Raw genomic sequence first — 26,584 nt, 5'->3', positions numbered from 1 at the left:
CTCCTGCCGCTCGGCGTCGGCATCGTCGCCATCCTCGGCACCAACGCCGTCCTGCGCGGCATCACCGAGTTCACCGACGTCTCCGTCTTCGCGCACGCAAACAGCGCCCTCGCGCGGAGTCTTATCCGACAAGCTCATCGGAGGCCTGCGGTGAACGAACTGCCGCAACAGCTGGTCAACGGCCTTTCCATGGGAGCCCTCTACGGCCTCGTAGCCATCGGCTACACCATGGTTTACGGCATCGTCCAGCTCATCAACTTCGCCCACGGCGAGATCTTCATGATCGGCGGCTTCGGCGCCCTCACCACCTACTTGTGGCTCCCCGGCGGAACCCCTCTCCTGGTGGCGATACCGCTCATGATCATCGGTGGCGCGATCGCCTCCGTGGCCGTCGCGACCGCTGCCGAACGGTTCGCGTACCGACCACTGCGCAACGCCCCCAAGCTCGCACCGCTGATCACCGCGATCGGTCTCTCGATCGCGCTCCAGCAGCTCGTGTGGGGCTTCTACCCGAACGCCAAGGACAAGCGCAGCTTCCCCGAGTTCACCGGTGACGCCTTCAAGATCACCGAGAGCCTGCAGATCCAGCGGGCCGACCTCTTCATCCTGATCCTCGCCCCGCTCTGCATGCTGGCCCTGGGCTTCTTCGTCTCCAAGAGCCGCAGCGGCCGCGCCATGCAGGCCACCGCGCAGGACCCGGACACCGCGAAGCTGATGGGCATCAACACCGACCGCATCATCGTGATGGCCTTCGCCATCGGTGCCGCGTTCGCCGCCGTCGCCGCCGTCGCCTACGGCCTGGAGCGCGGTCAGATCGGCTTCGAGATGGGCTTCATCCTCGGCCTCAAGGCGTTCACCGCGGCCGTCCTCGGCGGCATCGGGAACATCTACGGCGCCATGGTCGGCGGCGTGGTCCTCGGCCTCGCCGAGGCCCTGTCCATCGCCTACATCGAGGACATCCCCGGCATGCAGCAGCTCGGCGGCGGTGCCTGGTCCAACGTGTGGGCCTTCGTCCTCCTCATCCTCGTCCTCCTCGTGCGGCCCCAGGGTCTGCTCGGCGAGCGCGTCGCGGACAGGGCGTGAGCACCATGACCGAGACCAAGACCCAGACCGAGAACACCGTGAAGCCCTTCGGCGCGAAGCCGGCCGCGCTGCTCTGGACGGTCGTCGCAGGCAGCGTCGTCACCGTCGCCAGCACCTTCCTCGCCTGGACGTGGACCACCGCCTTCCCCGGCAACCTCACGATCTACGGCAACCCCGCCCCGCTCCAGCTCCTGACGCTGATCGGTGCGGTCCTCACCGCCCTGTTCGCACTCTCCGCCCTCGGTGTGAAGGGCCTCGCCTGGCTGACGCCGACCGGCGGCCGCAAGCCCGTGCGGCTCCTGGCCCTCGGCACCTACGCCACCACCTTCTTCACCGCGATCTCGATCATCGTGGAGCTGGGTGCCCTGGTGGACCTGGAGCCCGGCGCCGCCGTGGCCATCCTCGCCTCGGCCGTCGCCTCGTTCGCCTCGTTCAAGCTGCCCGACGACACCCGCAAGGCCTCCCCCGCCAAGCAGCTGCCCTCCTGGGTCGAGATCCTGATCATCGTCGCGGTCTTCGCCGTCGGCCTCTACGTGGTCACCTTCGGCATCGACACCGACGACAACGAGCCGCAGCTCTTCATCGCGTACCTGATCCTCGTCGGCTTCTCCGCCGTCGCGCTGATCAAGTCCGGTCTCACCCAGCGGCTCTCCGCGATCACCGCGCGGAACCGTCAGGTGGCCGTGACCGCGTCGCTGGTCGCCGCGATCGCCTTCCCGTTCATCGAGCAGAGCGGCGACACGTACACGCTGATCGCGGTCAACATCCTGATCTTCGCGACGGTCGCGCTCGGTCTGAACATCGTCGTCGGCCTCGCCGGTCTGCTCGACCTCGGTTACGTCGCCTTCCTCGGCGTCGGCGCGTACACCGCGGCCCTGGTCTCCGGCGCCACGTCCTCCGCGTTCGGCGTGCAGTTCCCCTTCTGGGCGTCGGCGCTGACCGGCATGGCGGCCTCCCTGGTGTTCGGCGTCGTCATCGGCGCCCCGACCCTGCGGCTGCGCGGCGACTACCTCGCCATCGTGACCCTCGGCTTCGGTGAGATCTTCCGCATCGCCATGGGCAACCTCGACGGCACCTCGGGCCCGCAGATCACCAACGGCCCGAACGGCATCCCGAACATCCCGCAGCTGGAGTTCTTCGGGTACAACTTCGGCGAGCCGCACACCGTCCTCGGTGTCGAGCTGGGCGCGTACGCCAACTACTACCTGCTCATGATCCTGATCATGGCGCTGGTCGTGCTGGTCTTCTCCCGCGCGAGCAACAGCCGCATCGGGCGCGCCTGGGTCGCGATCCGTGAGGACGAGACCGCCGCCACCGCCATGGGCATCAACGGCTTCCGGGTCAAGCTCATCGCCTTCGCCCTCGGCGCGTCCCTGGCCGGCCTCGCGGGCACGGTGCAGGCGCACGTCAACACCACGGTGGTCCCGGAGAACTACCAGTTCGCCGGCCCCGTCCCGCCGAACTCCGCCTTCCTGCTCGCGGCCGTCATCCTCGGCGGCATGGGCACGATCAGCGGCCCGATCGTCGGCTCCGCGCTGCTCTTCCTGATCCCGGCCAAGCTGCAGTTCATGCAGGAGTACCAGCTGCTCGGCTTCGGCATCGCCCTGATCCTGCTCATGCGCTTCCGTCCCGAGGGCCTCATCGCCAACAAGCGGGCGCAGCTGGAATTCCACGAGAACGACGACGACCAGCAGGTCGTGCCGGAGCAGCGGCAGTCCGAGGACGCGGGCGTCGGCACGGCGAAGGCAGGGGCGTGAAAGCCATGACGACCACCACCACCGACACCGCCTCCGCTACGAAGACGGCCTCCCCGGTCCTGGAAGCCAGCGGCGTCACCATGCGCTTCGGCGGCCTGACCGCCGTGCGCGGGGTCGACCTGACCGTCCGCGAGGGCGAGATCGTCGGCCTGATCGGCCCGAACGGCGCCGGCAAGACCACCTTCTTCAACTGCCTGACCGGTCTGTACGTCCCGACCGAGGGCCAGGTCAGCTACAAGGGGACGGTCCTGCCGCCCAAGCCGCACCTGGTGACCCAGGCCGGCATCGCCCGTACCTTCCAGAACATCCGCCTCTTCTCCAACATGACGGTCCTGGAGAACGTCCTCGTCGGACGGCACACCCGGACCAAGGAGGGCCTGTGGTCGGCGCTGCTGCGCGGCCCCGGCTTCAAGAAGGCGGAGGCCGCCTCGCACGAACGGGCCATGGAACTCCTGGAGTTCGTGGGCCTGGCGAACAAGGCGACGCACCTGGCGCGCAACCTGCCGTACGGCGAGCAGCGCAAGCTGGAGATCGCCCGCGCGCTCGCCAGCGACCCCGGCCTGCTGCTGCTCGACGAGCCGACGGCCGGCATGAACCAGAGCGAGACCCGCACCACCGAGGAGCTCGTCTTCGCGATCCGCGACCTCGGCATCGCGGTCCTGGTCATCGAGCACGACATGAAGTTCATCTTCAAGCTGTGCGACCGGGTGGCCGTCCTCGTCCAGGGCGAGAAGCTCGTCGAGGGCACGGCCGAGGTCGTCCAGGGCGACGAGCGCGTCGTGGCCGCGTACCTGGGCACGCCGTACGAGGACGCGCCCGGCGCGGAGGAGGCGGCCGAGGTCCTGGCCGCCGAGGAAGCCGCGGAGCAGGCCGCCGAGGCCGGAGCCGAGACCGCCGAGGTCGCGGAAGAGCCCGCCGACGAGGCTCCCGAGGCGCCCGCCGACGAGGCCGACGCCCCCGAGGCCGAGGCGGACGAGGCTCCCGCCGACGACACCCCCGCCGACGCGGCTCCGGCCGCCGACGCGGACAGCACCACCGAAGGAGACTCCAAGTGACCGCGCTTCTGGAGGTCGAGGACCTCAGGGTCGCCTACGGCAAGATCGAGGCCGTCAAGGGCATCTCCTTCTCCGTCGAGGCGGGCCAGGTCGTCGCCCTGATCGGCACCAACGGCGCCGGCAAGACCACGACCCTGCGGACCCTCTCCGGCCTGCTCAAGCCCACCGCGGGCAAGGTCGTCTTCGACGGCCAGGTGCTCAACGGCGTCCCGGCCCACAAGGTGGTGTCGCTGGGTCTCGCGCACTCCCCCGAGGGCCGGCACATCTTCCCCCGGCTCACCATCGAGGAGAACCTCCGGCTCGGCGCCTTCCTCCGCAAGGACAAGGACGGGATCGAACAGGACATCCAGAAGTCCTACGACCTCTTCCCGATCCTGGGCGAGCGCCGCAAGCAGGCGGCGGGCACCCTCTCCGGCGGTGAGCAGCAGATGCTGGCGATGGGCAGGGCCCTGATGTCCCGGCCCAAGCTGCTGATGCTGGACGAGCCCTCGATGGGTCTCTCCCCGATCATGATGCAGAAGATCATGGAGACCATCGCGACGCTGAAGTCCGAGGGCATGACGATCCTGCTCATCGAGCAGAACGCGCAGGCCGCGCTCTCCCTCGCGGACCACGGGTACGTCCTGGAGGTCGGCACGATGAAGCTGTCCGGCACCGGCCGGGACCTGCTCGTGAACGACGACGTCCGCAAGACGTACCTCGGCGAGGAGTAGCAGCACCCGTCGTACGAGGAGGCCCGCCCCGCATCGCGCGGGGCGGGCCTCCTCCTGTGTGCGACGGGGTTACTGGCCCTTGGCCGCCTTCTTCTCCTCGGCGTCCTCGATGACGGCCTCGGCGACCTGCTGCATCGACATGCGGCGGTCCATCGAGGTCTTCTGGATCCAGCGGAACGCGGCCGGCTCCGTCAGGCCGTACTGGGTCTGCAGGATCGACTTGGCGCGGTCGACGAGCTTGCGGGTCTCCAGGCGCTGGGAGAGGTCGGCGACCTCCTGCTCCAGGGCGCGGAGCTCGGCGAAGCGGGAGACGGCCATCTCGATGGCCGGCACCACGTCGCTCTTGCTGAAGGGCTTCACCAGGTACGCCATGGCGCCGGCGTCCCGGGCCCGCTCGACGAGCTCGCGCTGCGAGAAGGCGGTGAGCATGAGGACCGGGGCGATGGACTCGCCGGCGATCTTCTCGGCGGCGGAGATGCCGTCGAGGACGGGCATCTTCACGTCGAGGATGACGAGGTCGGGGCGGTGCTCACGGGCGAGTTCGACGGCCGTGGCACCGTCCCCGGCCTCGCCGACGACCGTGTAGCCCTCTTCTTCCAGCATCTCTTTGAGGTCGAGACGGATGAGAGCCTCGTCCTCGGCGATGACGACGCGGGTCGTCAGCGGCGGGACGTGCGACGGCTCGGCGTCGTCGGCGGGCTGGGGCGACTCGGGGGCAGTCACGCGGGCTCCTCGTTCGATGGCCTCGTTCCGAGGCGGATACAGCTCCCCATGAGCCTACCTACCTCCTGTAAGGTAGGGACACGGCGGGTGATCACCGACCTTCGTTTCGAAGGATGCCCCGGTAGCCCAGCGGAAGAGGCAGTGGTCTCAAACACCATACAGCGTGGGTTCGAATCCCACCCGGGGCACTTTACCTTTGATTCCAAGGCCTGAGACGGGCAGGGCGATCAAGGTCCGCTCCCCCGACGCCCCTTGAATCCTCCCTAGGTCAGCGGCTCACCGATGTGATGCACCCGGACCAGGTTCGTGGAGCCCGCGACGCCCGGCGGGGAGCCGGCCGTGATGACCACGATGTCGCCCGGCCGGCAGCGGCCGATCCGCAGCAGCTCCTCGTCGACCTGGGCCACCATCGCGTCCGTGGAGTCCACGGACGGCCCGAGGAAGGTCTCGACGCCCCAGGTGAGGTTGAGCTGGGAGCGGGTCGCCGGGTCCGGGGTGAAGGCGAGCAGCGGGATCGGCGAGCGGTAGCGGGAGAGCCGCTTGACCGTGTCGCCGGACTGGGTGAAGGCCACCAGGAACCTGGCGCCCAGGAAGTCGCCCATCTCGGCGGCCGCGCGGGCCACGGCGCCGCCCTGGGTGCGGGGCTTGTTCCGCTCGGTCAGCGGGGGCAGGCCCTTGGCGAGGACGTCCTCCTCCGCGGCCTCGACGATCCGGCTCATGGTGCGGACCGTCTCGATCGGATAGCGGCCGACGCTGGTCTCGCCGGAGAGCATCACGGCGTCGGTGCCGTCGATGACCGCGTTCGCCACGTCGCTCGCCTCGGCGCGCGTGGGGCGGGAGTTGTCGATCATCGAGTCGAGCATCTGGGTGGCGACGATGACCGGCTTGGCGTTGCGCTTGGCCAGCTTCACCGCGCGCTTCTGGACGATCGGCACCTGCTCCAGCGGCATCTCGACGCCCAGGTCGCCGCGGGCGACCATGATGCCGTCGAAGGCGGCGACGATCTCCTCGATGTTCTCGACGGCCTGCGGCTTCTCGATCTTGGCGATGACGGGGAGCCGGCGGCCCTCCTCGTCCATGATCCGGTGCACGTCCTCGATGTCCCGGGCGCTGCGCACGAAGGAGAGGGCGATGACGTCGGCGCCGGTGCGCAGCGCCCAGCGCAGGTCCTCGATGTCCTTCTCGGAGAGGGCCGGGACCGAGACGGCGACACCGGGCAGGTTGAGGCCCTTGTGGTCGGAGACCATGCCGCCCTCGATCACGCGGGTGTGCACGCGGGGGCCGTCGACGGAGGTGACCTCCAGGGTGACGCGGCCGTCGTCGACGAGGATGCGCTCACCCGCGGTCACGTCCCCGGCGAGGCCGGAGTAGGTGGTGCCGCAGTGGTGGCGGTCGCCCTCCACCGGCTCGACGGTGATGGTGAACTCGTCGCCGCGTTCAAGGAGTACGGGTCCCTCGCGGAAGCGGCCGAGGCGGATCTTCGGGCCTTGAAGGTCGGCGAGGACGCCGACGCTGCGGCCGGTCTCGTCGGAGGCCTCACGGACGTGCTGGTAGCGCTTCTCGTGATCGGCGTAGCTGCCGTGGCTGAGATTGAAGCGGGCCACGTCCATTCCGGCCTCGATCAACGCCTTGATCTGGTCGTATGTTTCGGTGGCGGGCCCAAGGGTACAAACGATTTTCGCTCGGCGCATAAGGCGAGCCTAGGGCTTACCAGCGGGTAGCGAAGGCGCCCGGCATGACTACTCAACAACCTTTCCGTGAAAGGTTGTTGACAAGTCTTGAATCTGTGCGGCGGGTTGCTCCGATGAGCGGGTTACGGGCCGAAAAGCCGTTCGTCTCAGAGTGCGGGCGGCCCCATCGTGAACCGTGCCGCGACCTCCGCGGTGACCGTCTGCCGCTGGGGTTCGAGCTCCAGCGGAGCGGGGGCCTCCACCGTCTCGGCGGCGAAGGCCATGCGCATCCCGCCGGCCGGAGCCGGCATGCCCGGGGCGAGTCCGGTGTCGGAGAGTTCTAGGAGTGCCACCAGGGAGGTGTCGAGCGCCTCCGCGTACTCGCGCGCCCGGCGCACCGCGTCCCGTACGGCCCGCCGGCGCGCCTCCGCGTGCGCCGGGGAGTCCGGACGCAGCGACCACCAGGGGCCGTCCACCCGGGTCCACTCCAGGTCGGCGAGGTGCGTGACGAGCTCGCCGAGGGCGGTGAAATCGGTCAGCTCGGCCGAGAGGTGCACCCAGCCCCGGTAGCCGCGCACCCGCTCGCCGCGGCCGTGCCGGGCCGGCTCGGGGCTGACGGACAGGGCGCCCGTATCCAGCGCGGCGACGGCCTCACCGCAGGACTTGACGAGGGCGATCGCCTCGGCGTTGCGGGCCGTCAGGGCGGCGAGCACCGAGGCCCGGTCGGTGCCCCCGGCGCGTACCGTCACACCGATCCGCGCCAGCTCCGGCTCCACCTCCAGGCGGCCCTCGCCACGGACCGTCACCTGGGGTGCCTCGGGGGTGGGGTGCGGGTGTGTCATACCGAACACTTTCCCACTCCGTAACCCGAAAGGTCTGTTGCGACAGTTCGGTCTGAGCCAGAATCTACGCGCGTTGTGCGCCATGGCAGGCGCCGAATCAATGGGGAGAACACATGCCGCTGAACCGCAGGACGTTCCTGGAGCGCTCGGCCGCCGCCGGGGCCGGAGTGGCCGTCGCCGGAGCCGTCGCCGTGCCCGCCGAGGCCGCCGGCCCCGGCCGCCCGCGTCCGCAGAAGCGGTACTCCTTCACCGTGATGGGCACCACCGACCTGCACGGCAACGTCTTCAACTGGGACTACTTCACGGACAAGGAGTTCGACGACAAGGCGCACAACGACGTCGGCCTCGCCAAGATCTCCACCCTGGTCGAGCAGGTCCGCGCCGCGAAGGGCCGCCGCAACACCCTGCTCATCGACGCCGGCGACACCATCCAGGGCACCCAGCTGTCCTACTACTACGCCAAGGTCGACCCCATCACCCAGACCGGCGGCCCGGTCCACCCGATGGCCCAGGCCATGAACGCCATCGGCTACGACGCCGCCGCGCTCGGCAACCACGAGTTCAACTACGGCATCCCGGTGCTGCGGAAGTTCGAGGAGCAGTGCGACTTCCCGCTGCTCGGCGCCAACGCGCTCGACGCCAAGTCCCTGCGCCCGGCCTTCGCCCCGTACAGCATGCACTGCCTGCGCACCCCGCACGGCAAGGACGTCAGGGTCGCCGTGCTCGGCCTGACCAACCCGGGCATCGCCATCTGGGACAAGGCGAACGTCACCGGAAAGATGGTCTTCCCCGGTCTGGAGGAGCAGGCCGCGAAGTGGGTGCCGAAGCTGCGCTCCATGGGCGCCGACGTCGTGGTCGTCTCCGCCCACTCCGGCTCCTCCGGCACCTCCTCGTACGGCGACCAGCTCCCGTACATCGAGAACGCCGCCGCGCTCGTCGCCGAGCAGGTCCCCGGCATCGACGCGATCCTCGTGGGACACGCCCACACCGAGATCCCCGAGTACAAGGTCACGAACAAGGAGACCGGCAAGGACGTCGTCCTCTCCGAGCCCCTGAAGTGGGGCCAGCGCCTCACCCTCTTCGACTTCGACCTGGTGTGGGAGAAGGGCCGCTGGGTGGTCGAGAAGGTCGGCGCGCAGGTCCTCAACTCCAACACGGTCCCCGAGGACCCGGAGATCACCGGACTGCTCGCCGACGAGCACAAGAAGGTCGTCGCGTACGTCAACCAGGTCATCGGCACCTCCACGGCGGCCATGACGACGGCCGACGCGCCCTGGAAGGACGAGCCGATCATCGACCTGATCAACGTCGTCCAGGCCGAGACGGTGAAGGCGGCCCTCGCGGGCGGCGCGTACGCCGGTCTGCCCGTGCTCTCGCAGGCCTCCTGCTTCTCGCGCACGGCCCGGATCCCCGCCGGCGAGATCAGCATCAAGGACGCCGCCGGCCTCTACCCCTTCGAGAACACCCTGGAGGCGCGTCTGCTGACGGGCGCCCAGCTGAAGGACTACCTGGAGTACTCGGCGAAGTACTACGTCCAGACCCCGGCGGGCGCGCCCGTCGACACCGCGAAGCTCACCAACGCGGACAGCACCCCGGACTACAACTACGACGCCGTGTCGGGCCTGACGTACGACATCGACATCGCGAAGCCGGCCGGACAGCGGATCGCGAACCTGTCCTTCGAGGGCAAGCCGCTCGACCCGGCGGCGAAGTTCGTCCTCGCGGTCAACAACTACCGGGCGAGCGGCGGCGGCGCGTTCCCGCACGTCGCCGGCGCCCAGCAGCTGTGGGCGAACTCGGACGAGATCCGCAACACCATCATCCAGTGGGTGAAGGCGAAGGGCACGGTCGACCCGGGCCTCTTCGCGTCGGTGGACTGGAAGCTGACCCGGGACGGCGTGCCCGTCTTCTAGCTCCTACTGCTGCACGAGAGGCGTCAGCTTCCGGCTCTGGGCCGGGATGCCCGGCGCCTCTCGCGCGTCCAGGCCGAAGCTGGTGAAGGCGGTGCGGCGCGGCAGCGGGTACGGCTCCCTGCCAGTGACCGAGTTGAGGATGGTCGCGCTGCGCCAGGCCGCCAGGCCCAGGTCGGGGGCGCCGACGCCGTGGGTGTGGCGCTCGGCGTTCTGGACGTACACGGAGCCCGTGACGGAGGGGTCGAGGACCAGGCGGTACCGCTCGTCGATCCGCGGACGTCCGGCGGAGTCGTGGCGCAGGTACGGGTCGAGTCCGGCGAGCATCCGGTCCACCGGGCGCTCCCGGTAGCCGGTCGCGAGGACGACGGCGTCGGTGGTGAGCCGGGAGCGGGTGGACTGCTGGACGTGTTCGAGGTGCAGTTCGACCTGCGTGGTGGCGACCCGCCCCGCCGTGCGGACCCGGACGCCGGGGGTGAGGACGGCGTCGGGCCAGCCGCCGTGCAGGGTGCGGCGGTAGAGCTCGTCGTGGATGGCGGCGATGGTGTCCGCGTCGATGCCCTTGTGCAACTGCCACTGGCGGGGCACGAGTTCGCTTCGCACCGGCTCGGGCAGGGCGTGGAAGTAGCGGGTGTAGTCGGGGGTGAAGTGCTCCAGGCCGAGCTTCGAGTACTCCATGGGGGCGAAGGCCTCGGTCCGGGCCAGCCAGTGGATCCGCTCGGCCCCTGCGGGGCGGGCGCGGAGCAGGTCGAGGAAGACCTCGGCGCCGGACTGGCCGGAGCCGATGACGGTGACGTGACCGGCGCGCAGCAGCGACTCGCGGTGGGTCAGGTAGTCGGCGGAGTGGATCACCGGGACGCCGGGGGCGTCGGCGAGCGGCCGGAGCGGCTCGGGGACGTACGGCTCGGTGCCGACGCCCAGGACGACGTTCCGGGTGTGGGCGCGGCCCAGGGCCTCGGCCTCGCCCTCCGGGTCGACCTGGGTGAAGTCGACCTCGAACAGGCGCCGCTCGGGGTTCCAGCGGACGGAGTCGACCTGGTGGCCGAAGCGGAGTCCGGGGAGCCGCTCGCTGACCCAGCGGCAGTAGGCGTCGTACTCGGCGCGCTGGATGTGGAACTTCTCGGCGAAGTAGAAGGGGAAGAGGCGCTCGCGGCTCTTCAGGTAGTTGAGGAAGGTCCAGGGGCTGGCGGGGTCGGCGAGGGTCACCAGGTCGGCCAGGAAGGGGACCTGGAGGGTGGCGCCGTCGAGGAGCAGCCCGGGGTGCCAGTGGAAGGCCGGCCGCTGCTCGTAGAAGGTGGCGGCGAGACCGCCGGGGACGCCGTGCGCGAGGGCGGCGAGCGAGAGGTTGAAGGGGCCGAGGCCGACGCCCACCAGGTCGTGGGGCTGATCGAGGTCCTGCTGGGGGGTGTCGCCGGTCATCGGTGCGTGCTGCCTTCCACGAGGGTGAGGATCCGGTCCAGGTCGCCGGGGGTGGTGTGGGGGTTGAGCAGGGTGGCCTTGAGCCAGAGGCGGCCGTCGGCCGTCGCCCGGCCGAGGACGGCCCGGCCCTCGGCGAGGAGGGTCCGGCGGATCGCGGCGACGGTCGTGTCGTCGGCGCCGGCCGGCCGGAAGAGGACGGTGGTGAGCGTGGGGCGTCCCTTGAGGTCCAGGCCGGGGGCCTTCTCCACCCGGTCGGCGAGGTCCTGGGCGAGGTCCATGCACCTGTCGACGAGCGCGCCAAGGCCGGTGCGGCCCAGGGCGCGGAGGGTGACGGCGGCCTTGAGGACGTCGGGGCGGCGGGTGGTGCGCAGGGAGCGGCCGAGCAGATCGGGGAGGCCGGCCTCGGTGTCGTCGTCGGCGTTGAGGTAGTCGGCGGTGTGGCCGAGGACCGCGAGGTCGGCGGCGTCGCGTACGGCGAGGAGTCCCGCCGCGGCCGGCTGCCAGCCGAGTTTGTGCAGGTCGACGGTGACGGTACGGGCCCGGTCGAGGCCGTCGAGGAGCCGGCGGTGCGTCCGGCTGAAGAGGACGGGGCCGCCGTACGCGGCGTCGACGTGGAGCTCGACGCCGGCGCCGACGCATACGTCCGCGATCTCCGGGAGCGGGTCGATCAGGCCCTCGTCGGTGGTGCCGGCGGTGGCGGCGACGAGGACGGGCCCCTCGCCCGTGCGGGCCAGGGCTTCGTGGAGGGCTTCTGGCTCCATCGTGCCGCTCGGGGTGGGCACGGTGACCGGCTCGGGCAGGCCGAGGAGCCAGGCGGCGCGGTGGAAGGAGTGGTGGGCGTTGGCACCGACAACGGTCCTGAGCCTGTTTCCGTGCCGCTCCCGGGCGAGGAGCAGGGCGAGCTGATGGGACTCGGTGCCGCCGGTGGTGACGAGCGCGTCGGGGTGGGGCGCGTCCGGGAAGACCTCGGCGGCCAGCGCCGCCGTGACCTCGGCCTCCAGGGCGGAGGCCGCGGGCGCCTGGTCCCAGGAGTCCATCGACGGGTTCAGCGCGGAGGCGGCCAGATCGGCGGCCGCGGCGAGCGCGAGGGGCGGGGTGTGGAGATGGGCGGCGCAGAGGGGGTCGGCGGGGTCGGCGGCGCCGGCCGCCAGCGCGGCGACGAGGGTACGGAGCGCCTCCTGGGGGCCCCGCCCCGTCTCCGGGAGCGGCTCCCCGAGCGCCTCGCGCACACGCCGGGCCACGGCCTCCGGGCCCCCCGCCGGGAGCGGGCCGCCCCTGGCCCGCGCTCCTTCCCGGAGGGCGTCGAGGGCCGTGCCCAGGAGACGGCTCAGGGCGGTGGTGTCGGCGGCGAGGGGTGGGGGTGCGGCACGCATGGACGACAGGGTGCCGGGGGTTGCCGGGGTCTGTCCGGGGGACCGGGCGCTGTGACCCGAACGAGCGACGGGGGGTGGGGGGTGCTCTTGCGTGGGCGGTGCCGCACGGGGCCCACGCCGTGGCGGGGCAGCGCCCTTCCGCCACCTCCGTAGGGGCCCGCGCCCGGGTGGGCGGCTCCCCTTCCGTCACCCCCGCCGCGGGGGTGGGTGGCGGTTCTGGGGGGGGCTAGGTCACTTCCAGGTTGGCCATCATGCCCATGTCCTCGTGTTCCGCGTTGTGGCAGTGGAAGAGGTAGCGCCCCCGATAGCCGTCGAACCGCGTGATGATCTCCGCCGACTCGCCCGGCCGCAGGGACACCGTGTCCTTCAGGCCCGCGTCGTGCGCGAGGGGCGCCTCGCCGCCCCGGGAGAGGATCCGGAAGCCCGTCAGGTGCAGGTGGACCGGGTGGTGGACGTCCGCGACCAGGCGCCAGATCTCCACGTCGCCCAGGCGGACCGTCACGTCCGAGCGGGCCGGGTCGAAGGGGAGGCCTCCGATCAGCCAGCCGTGGCCGCCGTCCTCGCCCATGCGGCCCGCGCGGAAGGAGAAGTCGCGGACCCGGACGGCGTCCGACCTCCGCCAGTTCGGCAGGTCGGTCGACAGGACCCGGGGCACGCGGCTGTCGTCGGCGGCCTTCCGGGCGATCCGGAAAGCCATCACGTCACGGGTGCGACCGGAGCCCAGGCGGTTGACGAGCCGGACGAGGCCGCCGACCGGTTCGTGGGCGAAGTCGACGACGACGTCGTACCGTTCGGCCGGCGCCATGGGCAGGGAACCGTGGGTGACCGGTGTCGCGAGCAGTCCCTGGTCGGCACCGACCTGGACGAGCGGGAGGGACCGGCCGTCGCCGTCGACCAGCGCGAGGTCGTAGTGCCGGGCGTTCGAGGCGTTCAGGAGGCGGAGCCGGTAGCGGGCCGCGTCGACCTCGTGGACGGGCCAGGGGGCGCCGTTGACCAGGACGACGTCGCCGAGGACGCCGGCGAGGTAGGACTCGCGGACCCCGGGGCGGCCGCGCAGGGTGGGGTCGAGGGACGGGTAGTCGAGGCTGCCGTCGGCGGCGAACGCCCGGTCCGCGATCATCAGCGGCAGTTCCCGCGGTCCCGCCGGCAGCCCGAGGGCCTCCTCGGCGTCGTCGCGCACGATGTGCAGCCCGGCGAGGCCCCGCCAGATCGCCGGGGCGGTGAAGTCCATCCGGTGGTCGTGGTACCAGAGCAGCGTCGGCCGCTGGTCCATCGGGAAGGTGTAGTCCCGGGTGAGGTCGGTCGTCACCGCCCGTGGGTCGTGCATGCCCCCGCCATGGCCTCCCCCGTGTCCCCCGTGTCCTCCGTGGCCGCCGCTCCAGCCCTCCGGCAGCACCAGGTCCGTCGGGTAGCCGTCGGACGTCGCCGGTGTGCGTCCGCCATGCAGGTGCACGACCGTCGGCACCGGCAGTTCGTTCCGGTGCGAGACGGTGACCGGACGGCCGCGGCGCGATTCGATCGTGGGGCCGGGGAAGGTGCCCCCGTACGTCCACAGCCGTGTCCGTACGCCGGGCAGGATCTCCGCCGTCACCTCGCGCTGGGTGATCTCGTAACGGTCGACGCCGCCCCTGGTGGCGACCGGCTTCAGGACGGCCGGGAGCGGCAGCGGCACCCGGAACGGGGGCGGCAGCGGTACCGCGCTGCGGAGTTCGGCCCCGGTCACGGCCGGACGGCGGGACAGTCCGGCCGCGGCCGTCAGCCCGCCCGCCGCCATCAGCCCGAGCGCCCCGCCGACGGCCAGGAGCCGGCGCCTCGTGAGCTCAGGCATCGACGGCCTCCCGGCGGTCCAGGGCCTCCCGGCGGTCCAACGGCCGCAGCCAGACCGCGGTGAACAGGACGACGACGGCCGCGATGGTGAACACGCCCAGGGGGACGTGCAGCCACAGCGCCCCGGCCGTCCCGGCGAAGTACTGCGCGGTCTCGGCGACCGCGAGCGCCAGCGTGACGTAGAACGGCCAGGACCGGCGCAGCCGCGCCCAGACGACGATCGCGACGACGAGCTGTACGAGGCAGAGCGAGGTGACGACGTCGGCGCCCGCTGCGTGCATGCCGAGGCCGTCGAAGTCGCCGCTCAGATAGACGCCGGCGAAGACCGGCTGGCCGAGGACCGCCACCACGTGCGCCGTGACGACGGCCCGCCACACGCCCCTGAGCATGGGGCGTCACCCCCCTTGTTGTCGGTGCGGGAACGCTCACGACGCTATGGCCCGGCCGATATCCTGTCCAAGATCAGTATCGCTATCGGGCTATGCCCCTGGGGGCATGATGGATCTCCACGCGCTCAGGCAGTTCGTCGTCGTGGCCCGCCTGGAGCACCTCAGCCGCGCTGCCGAGGAACTCCGCGTGGCCCAGCCGTCGTTGAGCCGTACCGTCGCCCGCCTGGAGAACGAGCTGGGCACGCCGTTGTTCGACCGGGTCGGCCGGCTCCGGCTGAACGACGCCGGGAAGGTGTTCCTCCGGCACGTCGAGCGCTCCCTCGGGGAGCTCGACGCGGGGCGCCGGGCCGTCGCCGGGCTCGCGGGCGGGGAGTTCGGCACCGTACGGCTGGCCTCGGAGACCTTCCTCACCCTGACCGGGCCGCTCGGGGCGTTCAAACGGGCCCACCCCGGCATCGAGGTCGAGCTCCACCAGATGGCCGCCGAGGAGATGGCCCGCCGCCTGCGCGGTCAGGAGGTGGACCTCTGTGTCGCCTCGCAGCCCTTCGCGCCCGACGGCCTGGAGGCGGTGCGGCTGCTCGACGAGGCGGTGTGGGTGGTCGCGCCGCTCGACCATCCCCTGGCGGGCCGCGCCTCGGTGACCGTCGGCGAACTCGCCGACGAGCCCTTCGTCACCACCCGCACGGGCCACTGGCAGCGCAGGCTCCTCGACCGGCTCTTCGCGGGGAACGGCCTGGCGCCCCCGAGGATCGTCTGCGAGGGCGACGAGCCCAGCGCGACCGCGATCCTGGTCGCCTCGGGGCTCGGCGTCGGCCTCATCCCGGACATGGCCCGGCGCAGCGCCACCCGCGCCCCCGTCGCCTGGATCGCCGTCGACAGCCCCGACTGCCGGCGCACCCTCACCCTGCTCCGGTACGCCGACGGCCACCCGACGGGCGCCGCGCGCCTGATGCACGCGGCGCTGACCGGCTGGGACTGGGCGTCCGGCCCGGTCTGATCCGCCGGACGTCCCCGACCGTGTCCTGCCGGCCGGGCCGGGCCCGACCGGCGGGACACCTCCTAGCCGCGCACGCGCAGCGCGCGGCGCAGGTCGTCCAGTTGGTCTGCCAGCTTGCGGTGGAGGGCCGGGATCATGGTGTCCTCCGCGAGGTGGGACTCGCCCAGGGCCAGGGAGTCGGCGTCGATCGCGTACGCGGGGAAGGCGTAGCGCCCGGCGGCCTCGGCCATCGCGGGGCCCCGGCGGTCGCCGAGCGCGACGGCCGCCTCGTAGAAGCGCGGTACGTACTCCCGTACGAGCTCGGCCTGTTCGGGCTGCCAGAAGCCCTGGGCGGTGGCGGTGAAGAGGTAGTTGGAGAGGTCGTCGGAGTCGAAGAGGGACGACCAGGCCGCGGCCTTCGCCTCGGGGGTGGGCAGGGCGGCCCGGCAGCGGGCCGCGCCCTCCTGGCCGGTGGCGCTGGGGTCCCGCTCCAGCTCGGCCGCGATCGCGGTCTCGTCGGTGGCGCCGAGGACGGCGAGGCGGGCGAGGATCCGCCAGCGCAGCTCGGGGTCGAGCTCCGGCCCGCCGTGGACGGTGCCCTCGTCGAGCCAGGAGGCGATCTTGTCGGGGGTGGTGGCACTGTCGATGCAGGCGCGGACGGCGGTGAGGCGCAGTCCGGGCGCCTCGCCGTCCTCGGTGTGGCGCAGCAGGGCGCGGGCGATCTCGCTGATGGTGGCGAGGGCGGCGGGGCGCTCCTCCGCGGTGACGTACCGGTCGGCGATCTGGGTGCGGGCGAAGCCGAGGATGCCCTGGACGAGGGCGAGTTCGGTCTCCTCGGGGAGGTGCGCGAGGGCGACCTCCAGGTAGTCGGCGGGGGCGAGGTCGCCGTCGCGGACCATGTCGCGCAGCGCGTTCCAGACGACGGCGCGGGTGAGGGGGTCGGGGATGCGGGAGAGGCCGCGCAGGGCGGATTCCTGGGAGACCTCGTCGAAGCGGAGCTTGGCGTAGGTGAGGTCGCCGTCGTTGAGGACGACGAGGGCGGGGCGCGGGCCGGTCAGTTCGGCGGGTGCCTCCTGCGGGACGTCGAGCTCGCGGCGCTCGCGCAGGGCGAGTTCGCCGTCGGGCTGCCGGTCGTAGATCCCGGCCCGGATGCGGTGCGGGCGGCTGCCGTCGCGGTCGACGTGGAGGCGCCAGTGGGTGCCCTCGCCTTCGAGGCGGGGGGTGAGGGTGTCGACGCCGGTGGTGCGCAGCCACTGCTCGGCCCAGGCGTGGACGTCGCGGTCGGTGGCGGCGGCGAGGTTGTCGATGAAGTCGGCGAGGGTGGCGTTGCCGAACCTGTGGCGCTTGAAGTGGATGTTGATGCCGGCGAGGAAGTCCTTCTCGCCGAGCCAGGCGACGAGCTGGCGGAGCGCGGAGGCGCCCTTGGCGTAGGAGATGCCGTCGAAGTTGAGGAGGGCGGAGGCGGTGTCGGGGACGGCCTCCGGGTCGGGGGCGACGGGGTGGGTGGAGGGGCGCTGGTCCGCCTCGTATCCCCAGGACTTGCGGGTGACGCCGAAGTCGATCCAGGTGTCGGGGAAGAGGTCGGAGCAGGCCTCGTTGACGGTCTGGAAGCCCATGTACTCGGCGAAGGACTCGTTCAGCCAGATGTCGTCCCACCAGCGCAGGGTGACGAGGTCGCCGAACCACATGTGGGCCATCTCGTGGGCGATGACCATGGCGCGGGTCTGGCGCTCGGTGACGGTGACGGCGGAGCGGAAGACGAACTCGTCGCGGAAGGTGACGAGTCCGGGGTTCTCCATGGCACCGGCGTTGAACTCGGGGACGAAGGCCTGGTCGTAGGAGTCGAAGGGGTAGGGCTCGTCGAACTTCTCGTGGTAGCGGTCGTAGCAGGCCTTGGTGACGGCGAGGATCTCGTCGGCGTCGGCGTCGAGGTGGGCGGCGAGGGAGCGGCGGCAGTGGATGCCGAAGGGCAGACCGGCGTGCTCGGTGCGGACGGTGTGCCAGGGGCCGGCGGCGACGCAGACGAAGTAGGTGGAGAGCAGGGGGGTGGGGGCGGCCTGCCAGCGGCCGTCGGGCTGCTGCTCGGTGATGCCGTTGGAGAGGACGGTCCAGCCTTCGGGGGCCTTGACGCCCACCTCGAAGACGGCCTTGAGGTCGGGCTGGTCGAAGGCGGCGAAGACGCGCTGCACGTCCTCCATGAACAGCTGGGTGTAGGCGTACGACTCGCCGTCGGTGGGGTCCGTGAAGCGGTGCATGCCCTCGCCGGTGCGGGAGTACCGCATGGTGGTGCTGATGAGCAGGGTGTGCTCGCCCTCGGTGAGGGCGAGCGGGAGCCGGTTGCCGTCGAGGGTGGTGACGTCGAGGGGCTCGCCGTCGAGCTCGGCGGAGTGGAGGGTCTCGGGCTTGAGCTCGACGAAGGTGTCCCCCGCGGCGCGGGCCGTGAAGCGGATGAGGCTCTGTGACCGGAAGGTCTCGTCGCCGGTGGTGAGGTCGAGGTCCACGCGGTAGTGGTGGACGTCGAGGAGCTGGGCACGGGTCTGCGCTTCGTCGCGCGTCAGTACGGACATGGGCCCTATGCTGCCCGATCGCTCCGTTCCCGGGCAGGGGGTATGGGGACCTCAGGCCAGGCCGGAGCCGTTCAGGTGGGCGAAGGCGGCGGTGATGCGGGGCCGGTCGTAGCCGCTGGGGGTCGCGGCGCCGCTGGAGATCAGGGTGTGGAGCAGGATCCGGGCCTTGGCGGGGTCGAGCGGGCCGGCGGGGATCAGTCCGTGGTGGAGCAGGTCGTGCTCGGAGCCGGGGCTGCGGTAGGTGTCGGTGAGGGTCGCGCCGCCGCCGGTGCGGGAGGCGAGGACGACCGGGATGCGCCGGGCGAGTTCGGCGAGGGGTTCGACGAGCGGGGCGGGGGCGTGTCCGCCGCCGAAGGCGGCGACGACGAGGCCCTGGAAGCGGTCGTCGACGGCGTCGAGGAGTTCGCCGCGGTCGCCGAGGGAGAGGGTCACGAGGGCGACGCGCACGGAGGGGTCGAGCGTGAGCGGGCAGAGCGCGGCGGGGACGGCGGGGCGGAGGAGGATCCGGGGCCGGCCCTCGACGACGGTGCCGAGGGGTCCCGCGCCGGGTGAGGCGAAGGTGGCGATGGAGGTGGTGTGGGTCTTGCGGGCGAGGCGGGCGGCGTGGATCTCGTCGGCGAGGACGACGAGGACGCCGAGGTCCCGGCAGGCGGGGTCGGCGGCGACGGCGAGCGCGGCGGCGAGGTTGGCGGGGCCGTCGGCGCCGGGCAGGTCGGGGCGGCGCATGGCGCCGGTGACGGCGATCGGCTGCTCGGTGGTGCAGAGCAGGTCGAGGAGGAAGGCGGTCTCCTCCAGGGTGTCGGTGCCCTGGACGACGACCACGCCGGAGCCGTCGGCGACGGCCTGCCGCACCTCGTCGGCGAGGGCGGCGAGGTCCTCGAAGGAGAGGGTGGAGCTGGGGACGCGGCGGAAGTCCCGCAGGACGACGTCCTCGGGGGCGCCGAGGCCTGCGAGGACCTCCTGGCCGGTCATGCGGGCTGCGTCACCGCCTCGGGCGGAGATGGTGCCTCCGAGGGTGAAGACCGTGACGCGGCCCATCAGCGTGCTCCGTCCGCAATCGTCTCGTGGTGCCGGATGACCTCGGCGATGATGAAGTTGAGGAGCTTCTCCGCGAAGGCCGGGTCCAGTTTCGCGCTCTCGGCGAGTTCACGCAGCCGGGCGATCTGGCGGGCCTCGCGGGCGGGGTCGGCGGGCGGGAGCTGGTGGTTCGCCTTGAGGACGCCGACCTGCTGGGTGCACTTGAAGCGCTCGGCGAGCATGTGCACGACCGCGGCGTCGATGTTGTCGATGCTTTCGCGCAGCCGGGTCAGCTCGGCGATGACGGTCGGGTCGATGGCACTGGTGCCGCTGGTGTCGCTCATGATCTGCGAGCTTAGACGGATCGCGGGGGGATCGTGGGCGGGTGTTCGGGATCCGGAACGCTGTTGCTCCAGCCGCCGTGCACGGACCGCCCCTGCTGCTCGCGGAACCGGATGGGCGCGGTGCCGACGCGGCGGGTGAAGAGCCGGGAGAAGTAGGCGGGGTCGTCGTAGCCGACGCGGCGGGCGACGGCGGCGACGGGCAGCTCGGTGGCGGCGAGGAGTTCCTTGGCTCGGCCGAGGCGGACGGTGAGCAGGTAGTCCTTGGGGCTGCATCCGGCGGCGCGGCGGACGGCGGTGCGCAGTTCTGCGGGGGTCATGCCGTGCCGGGCGGCGTGCTCGGCGACGGAGAGCGGCTGGAAGGCGTCGCGGGCGAGGGCGGCGAGGACGGGGTCGCCGTCGGCGTTGGTGTCGGCGCGGGCCCGGCGCAGCGCGACGAGCAGCTCGTGGACGGCGGCGCCGGTCTCGACCTCCAGGAGGGGGTTGCCGGGGCGGGCGGCGCGGGCGATCCGGCCGATGGCGGCGCGGGCGGGCGCGGCGTCGGAGAGGGGGACGACGGGCCGGTCGGGCTCGATGTAGCCGAGTTCGGTGTAGGTGGCGGTGGCGGGTCCGGTGAAGTCGACGAAGGCCTCGTCCCAGCCGGTGCCGGGGTCGGCGGCGTAGTGGTGGGGGGTGCCGGGGGTGAGCCAGAGGAGGGCGGGGGCGGTGACGGTGGTGCGGCGTCCGTCGGGGCCCCGGTACCAGCCGCCGCCGGCGGAGACGACGACGGCGACGTGGTGGTCGAGGGTGCGCGGGCCGACGGTGGGCAGGACGCCGTGCTGAAGTCCGACGCCGAGGCAGACGAGGCCGAGGCGGTGGTGGACGGGGCTGGGCGTGAAGTAGCGCATCCAGGTGTGGTACATCCCGTGGCCCGCCCTCTCTAACGTCCAAACTGCGACGATCTTTGTCCATGGACCGTGCCGCCGCCAGGGGGTGAGGGTGAGGTCATGAGCACGTTCGCTGTGGGTGACGAGGACTTTCTGCTCGACGGGCGGCCGGTGCGGCTGCTCTCGGGGGCGCTGCACTACTTCCGGGTGCACGAGGGGCACTGGGAGCACCGGCTCGGGATGCTGCGCGCGATGGGCCTCGACTGTGTCGAGACGTACGTCCCGTGGAACCTGCACGAGCCGGAGCCCGGCCGGTACGTGGACGCGGACGCGCTCGGGCGGTTCCTGGACGCGGTGGGGCGGGCCGGGATGCGGGCGATCGTGCGCCCGGGTCCGTACATCTGCGCCGAGTGGGAGAACGGCGGGCTTCCGCACTGGCTGACCGGTCCGCTCGGGCGGCGGGTGCGGAGTCTGGACCCGGAGTTCCTGGCGCCGGTGGAGGCCTGGTTCCGGCGGCTGCTCCCGCAGGTGGTGGAGCGGCAGGTCGACCGGGGCGGGCCGGTGGTCCTGGTGCAGGTGGAGAACGAGTACGGGAGTTACGGGAGCGACCGGGGCTATCTGGAGTGGGTCGCGGGGCTGCTGCGGGACTGCGGGGTGAGCGTGCCGCTGTTCACCTCGGACGGGCCCGAGGACCACATGCTGACGGGCGGTTCGGTGCCGGGGGTGCTGGCGACGGCGAACTTCGGCTCGGGGGCGCGGGAGGGCTTCGCGACGCTGCGGCGGCACCAGCCGTCGGGACCGCTGATGTGCATGGAGTTCTGGTGCGGCTGGTTCGACCACTGGGGCCGGGAGCACGCGGTGCGGGACGCGGCGGACGCGGCGGCGGCGCTGCGGGAGGTCCTGGAGTGCGGGGCCTCGGTCAATGTGTACATGGCGCACGGCGGGACGAACTTCGGCGGCTGGGCGGGCGCGAACCGGGACGGCGAGCTGCACGACGGTCCGCTGCGGCCGACGGTGACCTCGTACGACTACGACGCGCCGGTCGACGAGGCGGGGCGGCCGACGGAGAAGTACCGGGCCTTCCGCGAGGTGCTCGCGGAGTACGCGGAGGGGCCGCTGCCGGAGGTGCCGGAGCCGCCGGCCCGGCTCGGCGCGCCGGTCTCCGGCGTGCTCGACGGGTGGGCGCCGCTGGACGCGGTCCTGGAGGTCCTCGGCGGCGAGGAGACGGTGACGCCGGTGCCGCCGACCTTCGAGGAGCTGGGCGTGGACCGGGGTCTGGTCCGCTACCGGGTGGCGGTGCCGGGCCCCCGGCAGCCGTACCCGCTGGGGGTGACGGGGCTGCGCGACCGGGCGGTGGTGTACGTCGACGGCCGCCTGGCGGGGGTCCTCGACGAGGAGGACGCGGCGCTTCCCGAGCCGGTGGCGGGTCCCGCGCTCGTGGACCTGTGGGTGGAGTCGCTGGGCCGGGTGAACTACGGGCCGCGGCTCGCGGAGCCGAAGGGGATCACCGGGGGCGTACGGCACGAGCGGCAGTATCTGCACGGGGTACGGGCCCGGGCGCTGCGCCTGGACGCCTTCGGCACGGAGACGGTCGCCAAGGTGCCCTTCGGCCCGGTCACGGAAGCTCCGGGCCTGTACCGGGGGGTCCTCGCCGTGGCCGAGGGCGGGGACGCCCGGCTGCGGCTGCCGGGCGCGACCCGGGGCTTCGTGTGGGTGAACGGTTTCTGCCTGGGCCGCTACTGGGCGGCGGGTCCGCAGGAGGCGCTGTTCGTGCCGGGGCCGGTGCTGCGGGAGGGGGCGAACGAGGTGTGGGTGCTCGAGGTGGAGGGCGGGGGGCCGTCCTCGGTGGAGCTGGATGTCCTATGACTTCTCAAAATAAATAACCGACTCAAGCGCGTGAAGGTGCCCCGGAGCCGAGGCCGCTCCGGGGCACCCGTCCACAGGACCGCTACAGCGTGGCCGCGGCCGACTTGATCGCGGCGGCGAAGGTCGAGACCTCCGTGTAGACCCCGGGGTAGCCGGCCCGTGCGCAGCCCTCGCCCCAGCTCACGATGCCGACCTGGATCCAGGCTCCGGCGTTGTCCTTGCGGAACATGGGGCCGCCGGAGTCGCCCTGGCAGGTGTCGACCCCGCCCTCGTTGTAGCCGGCGCAGATCTCCTCGGCCGGGACGAGGTCGCTGCCGTAGGCGGCCTGGCAGGTGGCGTCGGAGACGAACGGGACGGTCGCCTTGCGCAGGTAGCGCTGCTGCCCGCCGCCCTCGTAGGTGGCGCCCCAGCCGGCGACGGTGAAGGTGCCGCTGTTGTACGCGGTGGTGTCGGCGATCTTCAGGTTGGGCAGCGAGGTGATCGGGGTGGCGAGCTTGATCAGCGCCCAGTCCTTGCCCTGGCCGTTGTAGCCGGGGGCCTGGAGGACCTTGGTGGACCTGACCTTGATGGCGCTGCCCGACTGGAGGTCCACGACTCCGGCGGTGGCGGTGATGCTCGTGTTGGTGCCGGAGCCGTTCACGCAGTGGGCGGCGGTGAGGACGACCTGAGGGGTGATCAGGGAGCCGCCGCAGCCCATGGAGAGCCTGACCATCCAGGGGAACTCGCCCTGTGCGGCGCGGGTGCCGCCGACGACGGGGGCCGGGGCCGCGGAGGCGGTGGTGGGCTGGAGGCTGACGGCCGCCAGGACGACGGCACCGGCGGCCGCCAGCTTCTGGAGGGCACGGATCATGCGGTTCTGCTTCACGTGTCTTCCTTCTCTCGTGGGGGGTCGGCCTCGACGGAGGGATGACATGAACGCGATGACATGCGCTCGTCAAGGCATGTCCGGATTATGAACAGCACCCAACTGGCGCCACAAGAAAGCCTTTTCGGCCAGATCCGGTGGGGGGACCGTACAGTGGACGCGAAGGGGGATCCGGCATGCCGAACCGTCATGGGGCCGACCGTGTCATCCACGGCTTTCCGCACCGCGCCACGATGCGGGCCTCGCTCACCGCGCTCTACCGCCGCCTCTCCCCCGACGGCGTGCACCGCTATCCGGCCAGCGTGACCGCCGACGACGTCGCCCTCGACGACGAGGAGGACCTCCACCTCGGCGCCCAGCGGGTGGCCCACGCCCTCGTCCGGCACCTGCAACTGCCCGAGGCGCGCATCGTGGTGAGCTTCCGCCCCATGGAGTACGCGGCGGCCGTCGAGCTCACGGCAGGACCCGAGTACTTCGTGGAGCTCAACGACCGCTTCCGCACCCGCCGCAGGGACATCGGCGCGGCCCTCGCCCACGAGATCACCCACGTCCTGCTGCACCGGCTCGGCCTCGGCTTCCCCGGCACCGCGGAGAACGAGGTCCTCACCGACGTGACCACCGCCTATCTGGGCGCCGGCTGGCCGCTGCTCGACGCGTACCGGCAGGACGGCGTCGAGAGCCAGAAGCTCGGCTACCTCACCCCGGAGGAGTTCGGCTACGTCCTCGCCAAGCGGGCCGAGGTCTTCGGCGAGGACCCCTCGCCCTGGTTCACCAGCGCCGTGGCGTACGAGGCGTGGGTACGGGGCCGGGCGGAGGCCGCGCGGGAGCGGACCGCGCCGCCGCTCGCCGGGGCGGGCTGGGCCGAGCGCCGCCGGTACGGCCTGCAGCGACGCAGGGGCCGGGCCTCCGAGGACGCTCCCTACGCCTTCGAGGGCGGGGCCCCGGCGACCGGCGTCTCCTTCTCCTGCCCGGTCTGCCTCCAGCGCCTGCGGGTGCCGGCGGGGCGCGTCCTGCGGGCCCGGTGCGGGGTGTGCGGCTCGGTCCTGGAATGCGCCTCCTGACACATCGGCACACATCGGCGCGCGAATCGATTTGCGCCACGAGCCGACGGCGGGTCAGGGTCGGTGCATGAGCACGTTGTTCGACGCCATCCGGGACGGGGACGAGAACGGGGCCGTGCGGCTCCTGCGGGACGGGGCGGACCCCGAGGGCCGGGAGGACGGGGAGACCGCGCTCTACCGCGCGGCCGTCGGCGACGAGGCCGGCATCGTGCGGGTGCTGCTCGCCGCCGGGGCCGACCCCGCCCGGGGCAGCGGCGAGGAGGACGGGGACCTGCCGCTGTGCGGGGCGGCCTGCGGCGGGCACACCGAGGTCGTGCGGGCGCTGCTCGCGGCGGGCGCGGCGGCCGACCAGGAGGAGGCGTACGGCTTCACCGCCCTCGCCTGGGCCCTCCGCCTGGGCCACGCCGACACCGCCCGGGTCCTCCTGGAGCACGGGGCCGACCCGGACCGGCCCGGCCCCGACGGGGTCCTCCCGCTCGTCGCCGCCGCGCGGCGCGGCTCCACCGGCTGCGTGCGGGCGCTCCTCGACCACGGGGCGCGGGCCCGGGAGGCCGCCCTGCGGGAGGCCCGGCGGTGGATCGGCGCCGACATCGCGGCCGAGCTGCGGCGCGGGCTCGTCGCCGGGAACGAGGGCGGGCAGACGTACGAGGCGGCCGTCCGGCGGATCCGGGAGGACGGCGGGATCACGGTCGTCGTCGAGCTGCTGCGGGAGGACGGGGCGCCCGGGCGCGGCGACGACCGGGGGACCGGCCACGCGGCGATCGCCACGCTCCTGGAGGCGGCGCTCGGGCTGCGCACCCCGCACGAGGAGCTCGCGGCGCGGGCGCTGCGCCGCGGCGACCCGGAGCTCGACGACTGGACGACGGCGGTGGCCGAACTGGCGGGCCGGGCCGACGAGGAGACCTTCGTGGCGGCGGCCGGGTGGTGCGCCTACCGCGATCCGCTGCGCCGGGCGCTCGGCGCGCGGGTGCTCGGCGCGCTGCCGGGCTTCGGTCCGGGCGCGGTCCCGGTCCTGCGGCGCCTCGCGGCGGAGGCGGTGCCCCCGGCGCGGGAGCCGCTGCTCTCGGCGGTCCTCGCCCTCGGGGAGTGCGCGGACGCGGCCGCCGTGCCCGAACTGCTCGCGGCGGCCGGGCATCCCGACGCGGTGGTGCGCCGGGCCGTCGCGGCGGCCCTCGCCGGGATCGTGCCGGCCGGGCACGTCGAGGCGCTCGGGGTGCTGCTCGCGCTGAGCCGGGACGGCGACCCCCGGGTGCGGGACTGGGCGACGCTGGCGCTCGCCGAGCTGCCCGACGACACCCCGCTCGTACGGGAGGGGCTCGCGGAGCGGCTCGACGACTCCGATCCGGAGACCGCGGCGGAGGCGGCGCGGGGGCTCGCGATCCGTCAGGATCCGCGCGCCGTCGACGCGCTGGCGTCGATCCTCGCGGACGGGGAGGCGGACGGAGCGCCGCGCGAGACGGCGCTCGCCGCCCTGGAGCACGTCCGCGACCCGCGGGTCAGGACCCGTCTGGAGTGGACGACCCCGCGCCGCGCCTGACGTCCTGCCCGGGGATCAGCAGGCGTGGTCGATCAGGTCGAACGTGGCGTAGTGGTCGGAGGTGTAGTAGTCCTCGTCCGCCGTGCTGCCGGTCACGATGCGGCGGGCGCCGCGGGTGTCGATGCCCGGGGTCTTCACCGTGTACTCGTGGTAGTAGCCGTAGGCGTGGGCCGGCAGGACGCCTTCGCGGTTCTGGAAGACGGCGCCGTCCTGGCTGTACGGGAAGGGGCCGCCCGCGTCGATCAGCCGCAGGGTGTCGTGGGCCTGGCTGGGCAGGTCCGAGGAACAGATGTCCCCGACGGACGCGGTCGCCGCGACCGAGGACGCGGCGGCGACGGGTGCGGGGGCCGGCGCGGCGCCAGCCGGGGCGCCGAGGAGGAGGGCGGACAGGAGGGCGGTGGCGACACCGCCGGCGAGGGTGATTCGAGGGGGGATTCGCATGACCGCGATGATGACGCGCGTAGACACCCGCCGGAAGCCCAACTCCCTTCAATTCGCCGGACGTTAACCGCATCCTCCCGAACGTGCGGATCCCGTGGACGCGCGCCGGCATCCCGCCCGGGACACGGGGACGCGCGCCGGACCCGGTCGGGGCCCGGCGCGCGCCGTGGGTGGCGGAGGCTCACTTGCCGCTCATCGCCAGCGACACCCACCAGCGGATCTACGACCGGCAGGTCACCCTCTCTACCGTGGGCATCCACATCCGCGGCCGCGCCTCGAAGCTGAC

At 72.5% G+C, this 26,584-nt stretch carries 22 protein-coding genes and 1 tRNA gene; 10 read left to right on the top strand and 13 right to left on the bottom strand.

All coding sequences use genetic code 11. The features are described 5' to 3' along the window. Positions 1-150 precede the first annotated feature (150 nt). Genes ABZ318_RS29455 through ABZ318_RS29440 form a run of 4 tightly spaced genes read left to right on the top strand, consistent with a single transcriptional unit; the run spans position 151 to position 4,608 of the window. Positions 151-1,083, top strand: coding sequence for a branched-chain amino acid ABC transporter permease (locus tag ABZ318_RS29455; protein WP_356905494.1), 933 nt, complete (start codon positions 151-153; stop codon positions 1,081-1,083). A 5-nt stretch (positions 1,084-1,088) separates the two neighbouring features. After that, the gene (locus ABZ318_RS29450; RefSeq protein WP_356905493.1) at positions 1,089-2,840 is read left to right on the top strand and encodes a branched-chain amino acid ABC transporter permease; all 1,752 of its coding nucleotides are present in this window, start codon (positions 1,089-1,091) and stop codon (positions 2,838-2,840) included. 5 nt (positions 2,841-2,845) lie between these two features. Then, positions 2,846-3,895 (top strand): ABC transporter ATP-binding protein, encoded by a 1,050-nt coding sequence (locus ABZ318_RS29445; RefSeq protein ID WP_356905491.1) that lies wholly within the window; start codon positions 2,846-2,848, stop codon positions 3,893-3,895. Next, complete coding sequence (locus ABZ318_RS29440; RefSeq protein WP_356905490.1) at positions 3,892-4,608, top strand: ABC transporter ATP-binding protein; 717 nt, start codon at positions 3,892-3,894, stop codon at positions 4,606-4,608. The genes ABZ318_RS29445 and ABZ318_RS29440 overlap by 4 nt, the downstream gene beginning before the upstream one ends. Positions 4,609-4,677: 69 nt before the next feature. Here the strand turns inward: ABZ318_RS29440 and ABZ318_RS29435 are convergent, their stop codons facing one another. Further along, complete coding sequence (locus ABZ318_RS29435; RefSeq protein WP_356905489.1) at positions 4,678-5,331, bottom strand: response regulator; 654 nt, start codon at positions 5,329-5,331, stop codon at positions 4,678-4,680. Positions 5,332-5,446: 115 nt separating this feature from the next. On the opposite strand from ABZ318_RS29435, the gene ABZ318_RS29430 reads away from it, so the two are divergent. Continuing rightward, a tRNA-Leu gene (locus tag ABZ318_RS29430) sits at positions 5,447-5,519 on the top strand. Positions 5,520-5,594: 75 nt separating this feature from the next. On the opposite strand, the gene pyk is transcribed toward ABZ318_RS29430, so the two are convergent. Together pyk and ABZ318_RS29420 are read right to left on the bottom strand one after the other, a co-directional pair. Then, complete coding sequence (gene pyk, locus ABZ318_RS29425; protein WP_356905488.1) at positions 5,595-7,022, bottom strand: pyruvate kinase; 1,428 nt, start codon at positions 7,020-7,022, stop codon at positions 5,595-5,597. A gap of 146 nt (positions 7,023-7,168) precedes the next feature. Beyond that, positions 7,169-7,843 (bottom strand): SIMPL domain-containing protein, encoded by a 675-nt coding sequence (locus tag ABZ318_RS29420; protein ID WP_356905487.1) that lies wholly within the window; start codon positions 7,841-7,843, stop codon positions 7,169-7,171. A gap of 113 nt (positions 7,844-7,956) precedes the next feature. Here ABZ318_RS29420 and ABZ318_RS29415 point away from each other — a divergent pair, with 113 nt between their 5' ends. After that, positions 7,957-9,756: a 5'-nucleotidase C-terminal domain-containing protein gene (locus ABZ318_RS29415; RefSeq protein WP_356905486.1), complete on the top strand. Its 1,800-nt coding sequence runs from the start codon at positions 7,957-7,959 to the stop codon at positions 9,754-9,756. A gap of 3 nt (positions 9,757-9,759) precedes the next feature. On the opposite strand, the gene ABZ318_RS29410 is transcribed toward ABZ318_RS29415, so the two are convergent. From ABZ318_RS29410 to ABZ318_RS29395, 4 genes are all read right to left on the bottom strand, one after another. Beyond that, positions 9,760-11,172, bottom strand: coding sequence for a SidA/IucD/PvdA family monooxygenase (locus ABZ318_RS29410; RefSeq protein WP_356905485.1), 1,413 nt, complete (start codon positions 11,170-11,172; stop codon positions 9,760-9,762). Next, positions 11,169-12,545, bottom strand: a complete 1,377-nt coding sequence (locus tag ABZ318_RS29405; protein ID WP_356905484.1) for an aminotransferase class V-fold PLP-dependent enzyme — start codon at positions 12,543-12,545, stop codon at positions 11,169-11,171. Before ABZ318_RS29405 ends, ABZ318_RS29410 begins: the two co-directional genes overlap by 4 nt. 226 nt (positions 12,546-12,771) lie before the next feature. Next, entirely contained in the window at positions 12,772-14,373 is a 1,602-nt protein-coding gene (locus ABZ318_RS29400) for a multicopper oxidase domain-containing protein (RefSeq protein ID WP_356905483.1), read from the bottom strand. Continuing rightward, the gene (locus ABZ318_RS29395) at positions 14,366-14,761 is read right to left on the bottom strand and encodes a hypothetical protein (RefSeq protein ID WP_356905482.1); all 396 of its coding nucleotides are present in this window, start codon (positions 14,759-14,761) and stop codon (positions 14,366-14,368) included. Before ABZ318_RS29395 ends, ABZ318_RS29400 begins: the two co-directional genes overlap by 8 nt. 106 nt (positions 14,762-14,867) lie before the next feature. Between ABZ318_RS29395 and ABZ318_RS29390 the strand changes: the two genes are divergently transcribed. Next, entirely contained in the window at positions 14,868-15,758 is an 891-nt protein-coding gene (locus tag ABZ318_RS29390) for a LysR substrate-binding domain-containing protein (protein ID WP_356905481.1), read from the top strand. 62 nt (positions 15,759-15,820) lie between these two features. Here the strand turns inward: ABZ318_RS29390 and pepN are convergent, their stop codons facing one another. From pepN to ABZ318_RS29370, 4 genes are read right to left on the bottom strand one after another with little or no spacing between them, the layout of a single operon-like run. Then, positions 15,821-18,304 (bottom strand): aminopeptidase N, encoded by a 2,484-nt coding sequence (pepN, locus tag ABZ318_RS29385; protein WP_356905480.1) that lies wholly within the window; start codon positions 18,302-18,304, stop codon positions 15,821-15,823. Between the two features lie 51 nt (positions 18,305-18,355). Then, on the bottom strand, positions 18,356-19,342 hold the full coding sequence (locus ABZ318_RS29380; RefSeq protein WP_356905479.1) for an asparaginase: 987 nt from the start codon (positions 19,340-19,342) through the stop codon (positions 18,356-18,358). Next, positions 19,342-19,665, bottom strand: a complete 324-nt coding sequence (locus ABZ318_RS29375) for a chorismate mutase (protein WP_356905478.1) — start codon at positions 19,663-19,665, stop codon at positions 19,342-19,344. Before ABZ318_RS29375 ends, ABZ318_RS29380 begins: the two co-directional genes overlap by 1 nt. An 11-nt stretch (positions 19,666-19,676) precedes the next feature. Next, positions 19,677-20,564: an AraC family transcriptional regulator gene (locus ABZ318_RS29370; protein ID WP_356905477.1), complete on the bottom strand. Its 888-nt coding sequence runs from the start codon at positions 20,562-20,564 to the stop codon at positions 19,677-19,679. 84 nt (positions 20,565-20,648) lie between these two features. Between ABZ318_RS29370 and ABZ318_RS29365 the strand changes: the two genes are divergently transcribed. Beyond that, positions 20,649-22,394, top strand: a complete 1,746-nt coding sequence (locus ABZ318_RS29365; protein WP_356905476.1) for a beta-galactosidase family protein — start codon at positions 20,649-20,651, stop codon at positions 22,392-22,394. Between the two features lie 82 nt (positions 22,395-22,476). Here ABZ318_RS29365 and ABZ318_RS29360 read toward each other — a convergent pair whose 3' ends face one another. Continuing rightward, positions 22,477-23,244, bottom strand: a complete 768-nt coding sequence (locus tag ABZ318_RS29360; protein WP_356905492.1) for a serine protease — start codon at positions 23,242-23,244, stop codon at positions 22,477-22,479. Positions 23,245-23,435: 191 nt separating this feature from the next. On the opposite strand from ABZ318_RS29360, the gene ABZ318_RS29355 reads away from it, so the two are divergent. After that, positions 23,436-24,320, top strand: coding sequence for a hypothetical protein (locus ABZ318_RS29355; protein WP_356905475.1), 885 nt, complete (start codon positions 23,436-23,438; stop codon positions 24,318-24,320). Between the two features lie 67 nt (positions 24,321-24,387). After that, positions 24,388-25,857, top strand: a complete 1,470-nt coding sequence (locus tag ABZ318_RS29350; RefSeq protein ID WP_356905474.1) for an ankyrin repeat domain-containing protein — start codon at positions 24,388-24,390, stop codon at positions 25,855-25,857. A 15-nt stretch (positions 25,858-25,872) separates the two neighbouring features. On the opposite strand, the gene ABZ318_RS29345 is transcribed toward ABZ318_RS29350, so the two are convergent. Continuing rightward, positions 25,873-26,298 carry a ribonuclease gene (locus ABZ318_RS29345; protein ID WP_356905473.1) on the bottom strand — a complete coding sequence of 142 codons (426 nt, stop codon included), beginning with the start codon at positions 26,296-26,298 and terminating at the stop codon, positions 25,873-25,875. Positions 26,299-26,584 lie beyond the last annotated feature (286 nt).

Source organism: Streptomyces sp. NPDC006197 (genome assembly GCF_040613865.1).
Taxonomy (GTDB): Bacteria; Actinomycetota; Actinomycetes; order Streptomycetales; family Streptomycetaceae; genus Streptomyces.
The sequence above is the reverse complement of the archived record's forward strand: the minus strand, read 5'-3'. Positions and strand labels throughout refer to the sequence as shown.

Coding starts and splice junctions, on each gene's coding strand:
- ABZ318_RS29450 (WP_356905493.1), top strand. CDS start 1,089: ATGACCGAGACCAAGACCCAGACCGAGAACACCGTGAAGCCCTTCGGC.
- ABZ318_RS29445 (WP_356905491.1), top strand. CDS start 2,846: ATGACGACCACCACCACCGACACCGCCTCCGCTACGAAGACGGCCTCC.
- pyk (WP_356905488.1), bottom strand. CDS start 7,022: ATGCGCCGAGCGAAAATCGTTTGTACCCTTGGGCCCGCCACCGAAACA.
- ABZ318_RS29420 (WP_356905487.1), bottom strand. CDS start 7,843: ATGACACACCCGCACCCCACCCCCGAGGCACCCCAGGTGACGGTCCGT.
- ABZ318_RS29415 (WP_356905486.1), top strand. CDS start 7,957: ATGCCGCTGAACCGCAGGACGTTCCTGGAGCGCTCGGCCGCCGCCGGG.
- ABZ318_RS29410 (WP_356905485.1), bottom strand. CDS start 11,172: ATGACCGGCGACACCCCCCAGCAGGACCTCGATCAGCCCCACGACCTG.
- ABZ318_RS29405 (WP_356905484.1), bottom strand. CDS start 12,545: ATGCGTGCCGCACCCCCACCCCTCGCCGCCGACACCACCGCCCTGAGC.
- ABZ318_RS29400 (WP_356905483.1), bottom strand. CDS start 14,373: ATGCCTGAGCTCACGAGGCGCCGGCTCCTGGCCGTCGGCGGGGCGCTC.
- ABZ318_RS29395 (WP_356905482.1), bottom strand. CDS start 14,761: ATGCTCAGGGGCGTGTGGCGGGCCGTCGTCACGGCGCACGTGGTGGCG.
- ABZ318_RS29390 (WP_356905481.1), top strand. CDS start 14,868: ATGATGGATCTCCACGCGCTCAGGCAGTTCGTCGTCGTGGCCCGCCTG.
- pepN (WP_356905480.1), bottom strand. CDS start 18,304: ATGTCCGTACTGACGCGCGACGAAGCGCAGACCCGTGCCCAGCTCCTC.
- ABZ318_RS29380 (WP_356905479.1), bottom strand. CDS start 19,342: ATGGGCCGCGTCACGGTCTTCACCCTCGGAGGCACCATCTCCGCCCGA.
- ABZ318_RS29375 (WP_356905478.1), bottom strand. CDS start 19,665: ATGAGCGACACCAGCGGCACCAGTGCCATCGACCCGACCGTCATCGCC.
- ABZ318_RS29370 (WP_356905477.1), bottom strand. CDS start 20,564: ATGTACCACACCTGGATGCGCTACTTCACGCCCAGCCCCGTCCACCAC.
- ABZ318_RS29365 (WP_356905476.1), top strand. CDS start 20,649: ATGAGCACGTTCGCTGTGGGTGACGAGGACTTTCTGCTCGACGGGCGG.
- ABZ318_RS29360 (WP_356905492.1), bottom strand. CDS start 23,244: ATGATCCGTGCCCTCCAGAAGCTGGCGGCCGCCGGTGCCGTCGTCCTG.
- ABZ318_RS29355 (WP_356905475.1), top strand. CDS start 23,436: ATGCCGAACCGTCATGGGGCCGACCGTGTCATCCACGGCTTTCCGCAC.
- ABZ318_RS29350 (WP_356905474.1), top strand. CDS start 24,388: ATGAGCACGTTGTTCGACGCCATCCGGGACGGGGACGAGAACGGGGCC.
- ABZ318_RS29345 (WP_356905473.1), bottom strand. CDS start 26,298: ATGCGAATCCCCCCTCGAATCACCCTCGCCGGCGGTGTCGCCACCGCC.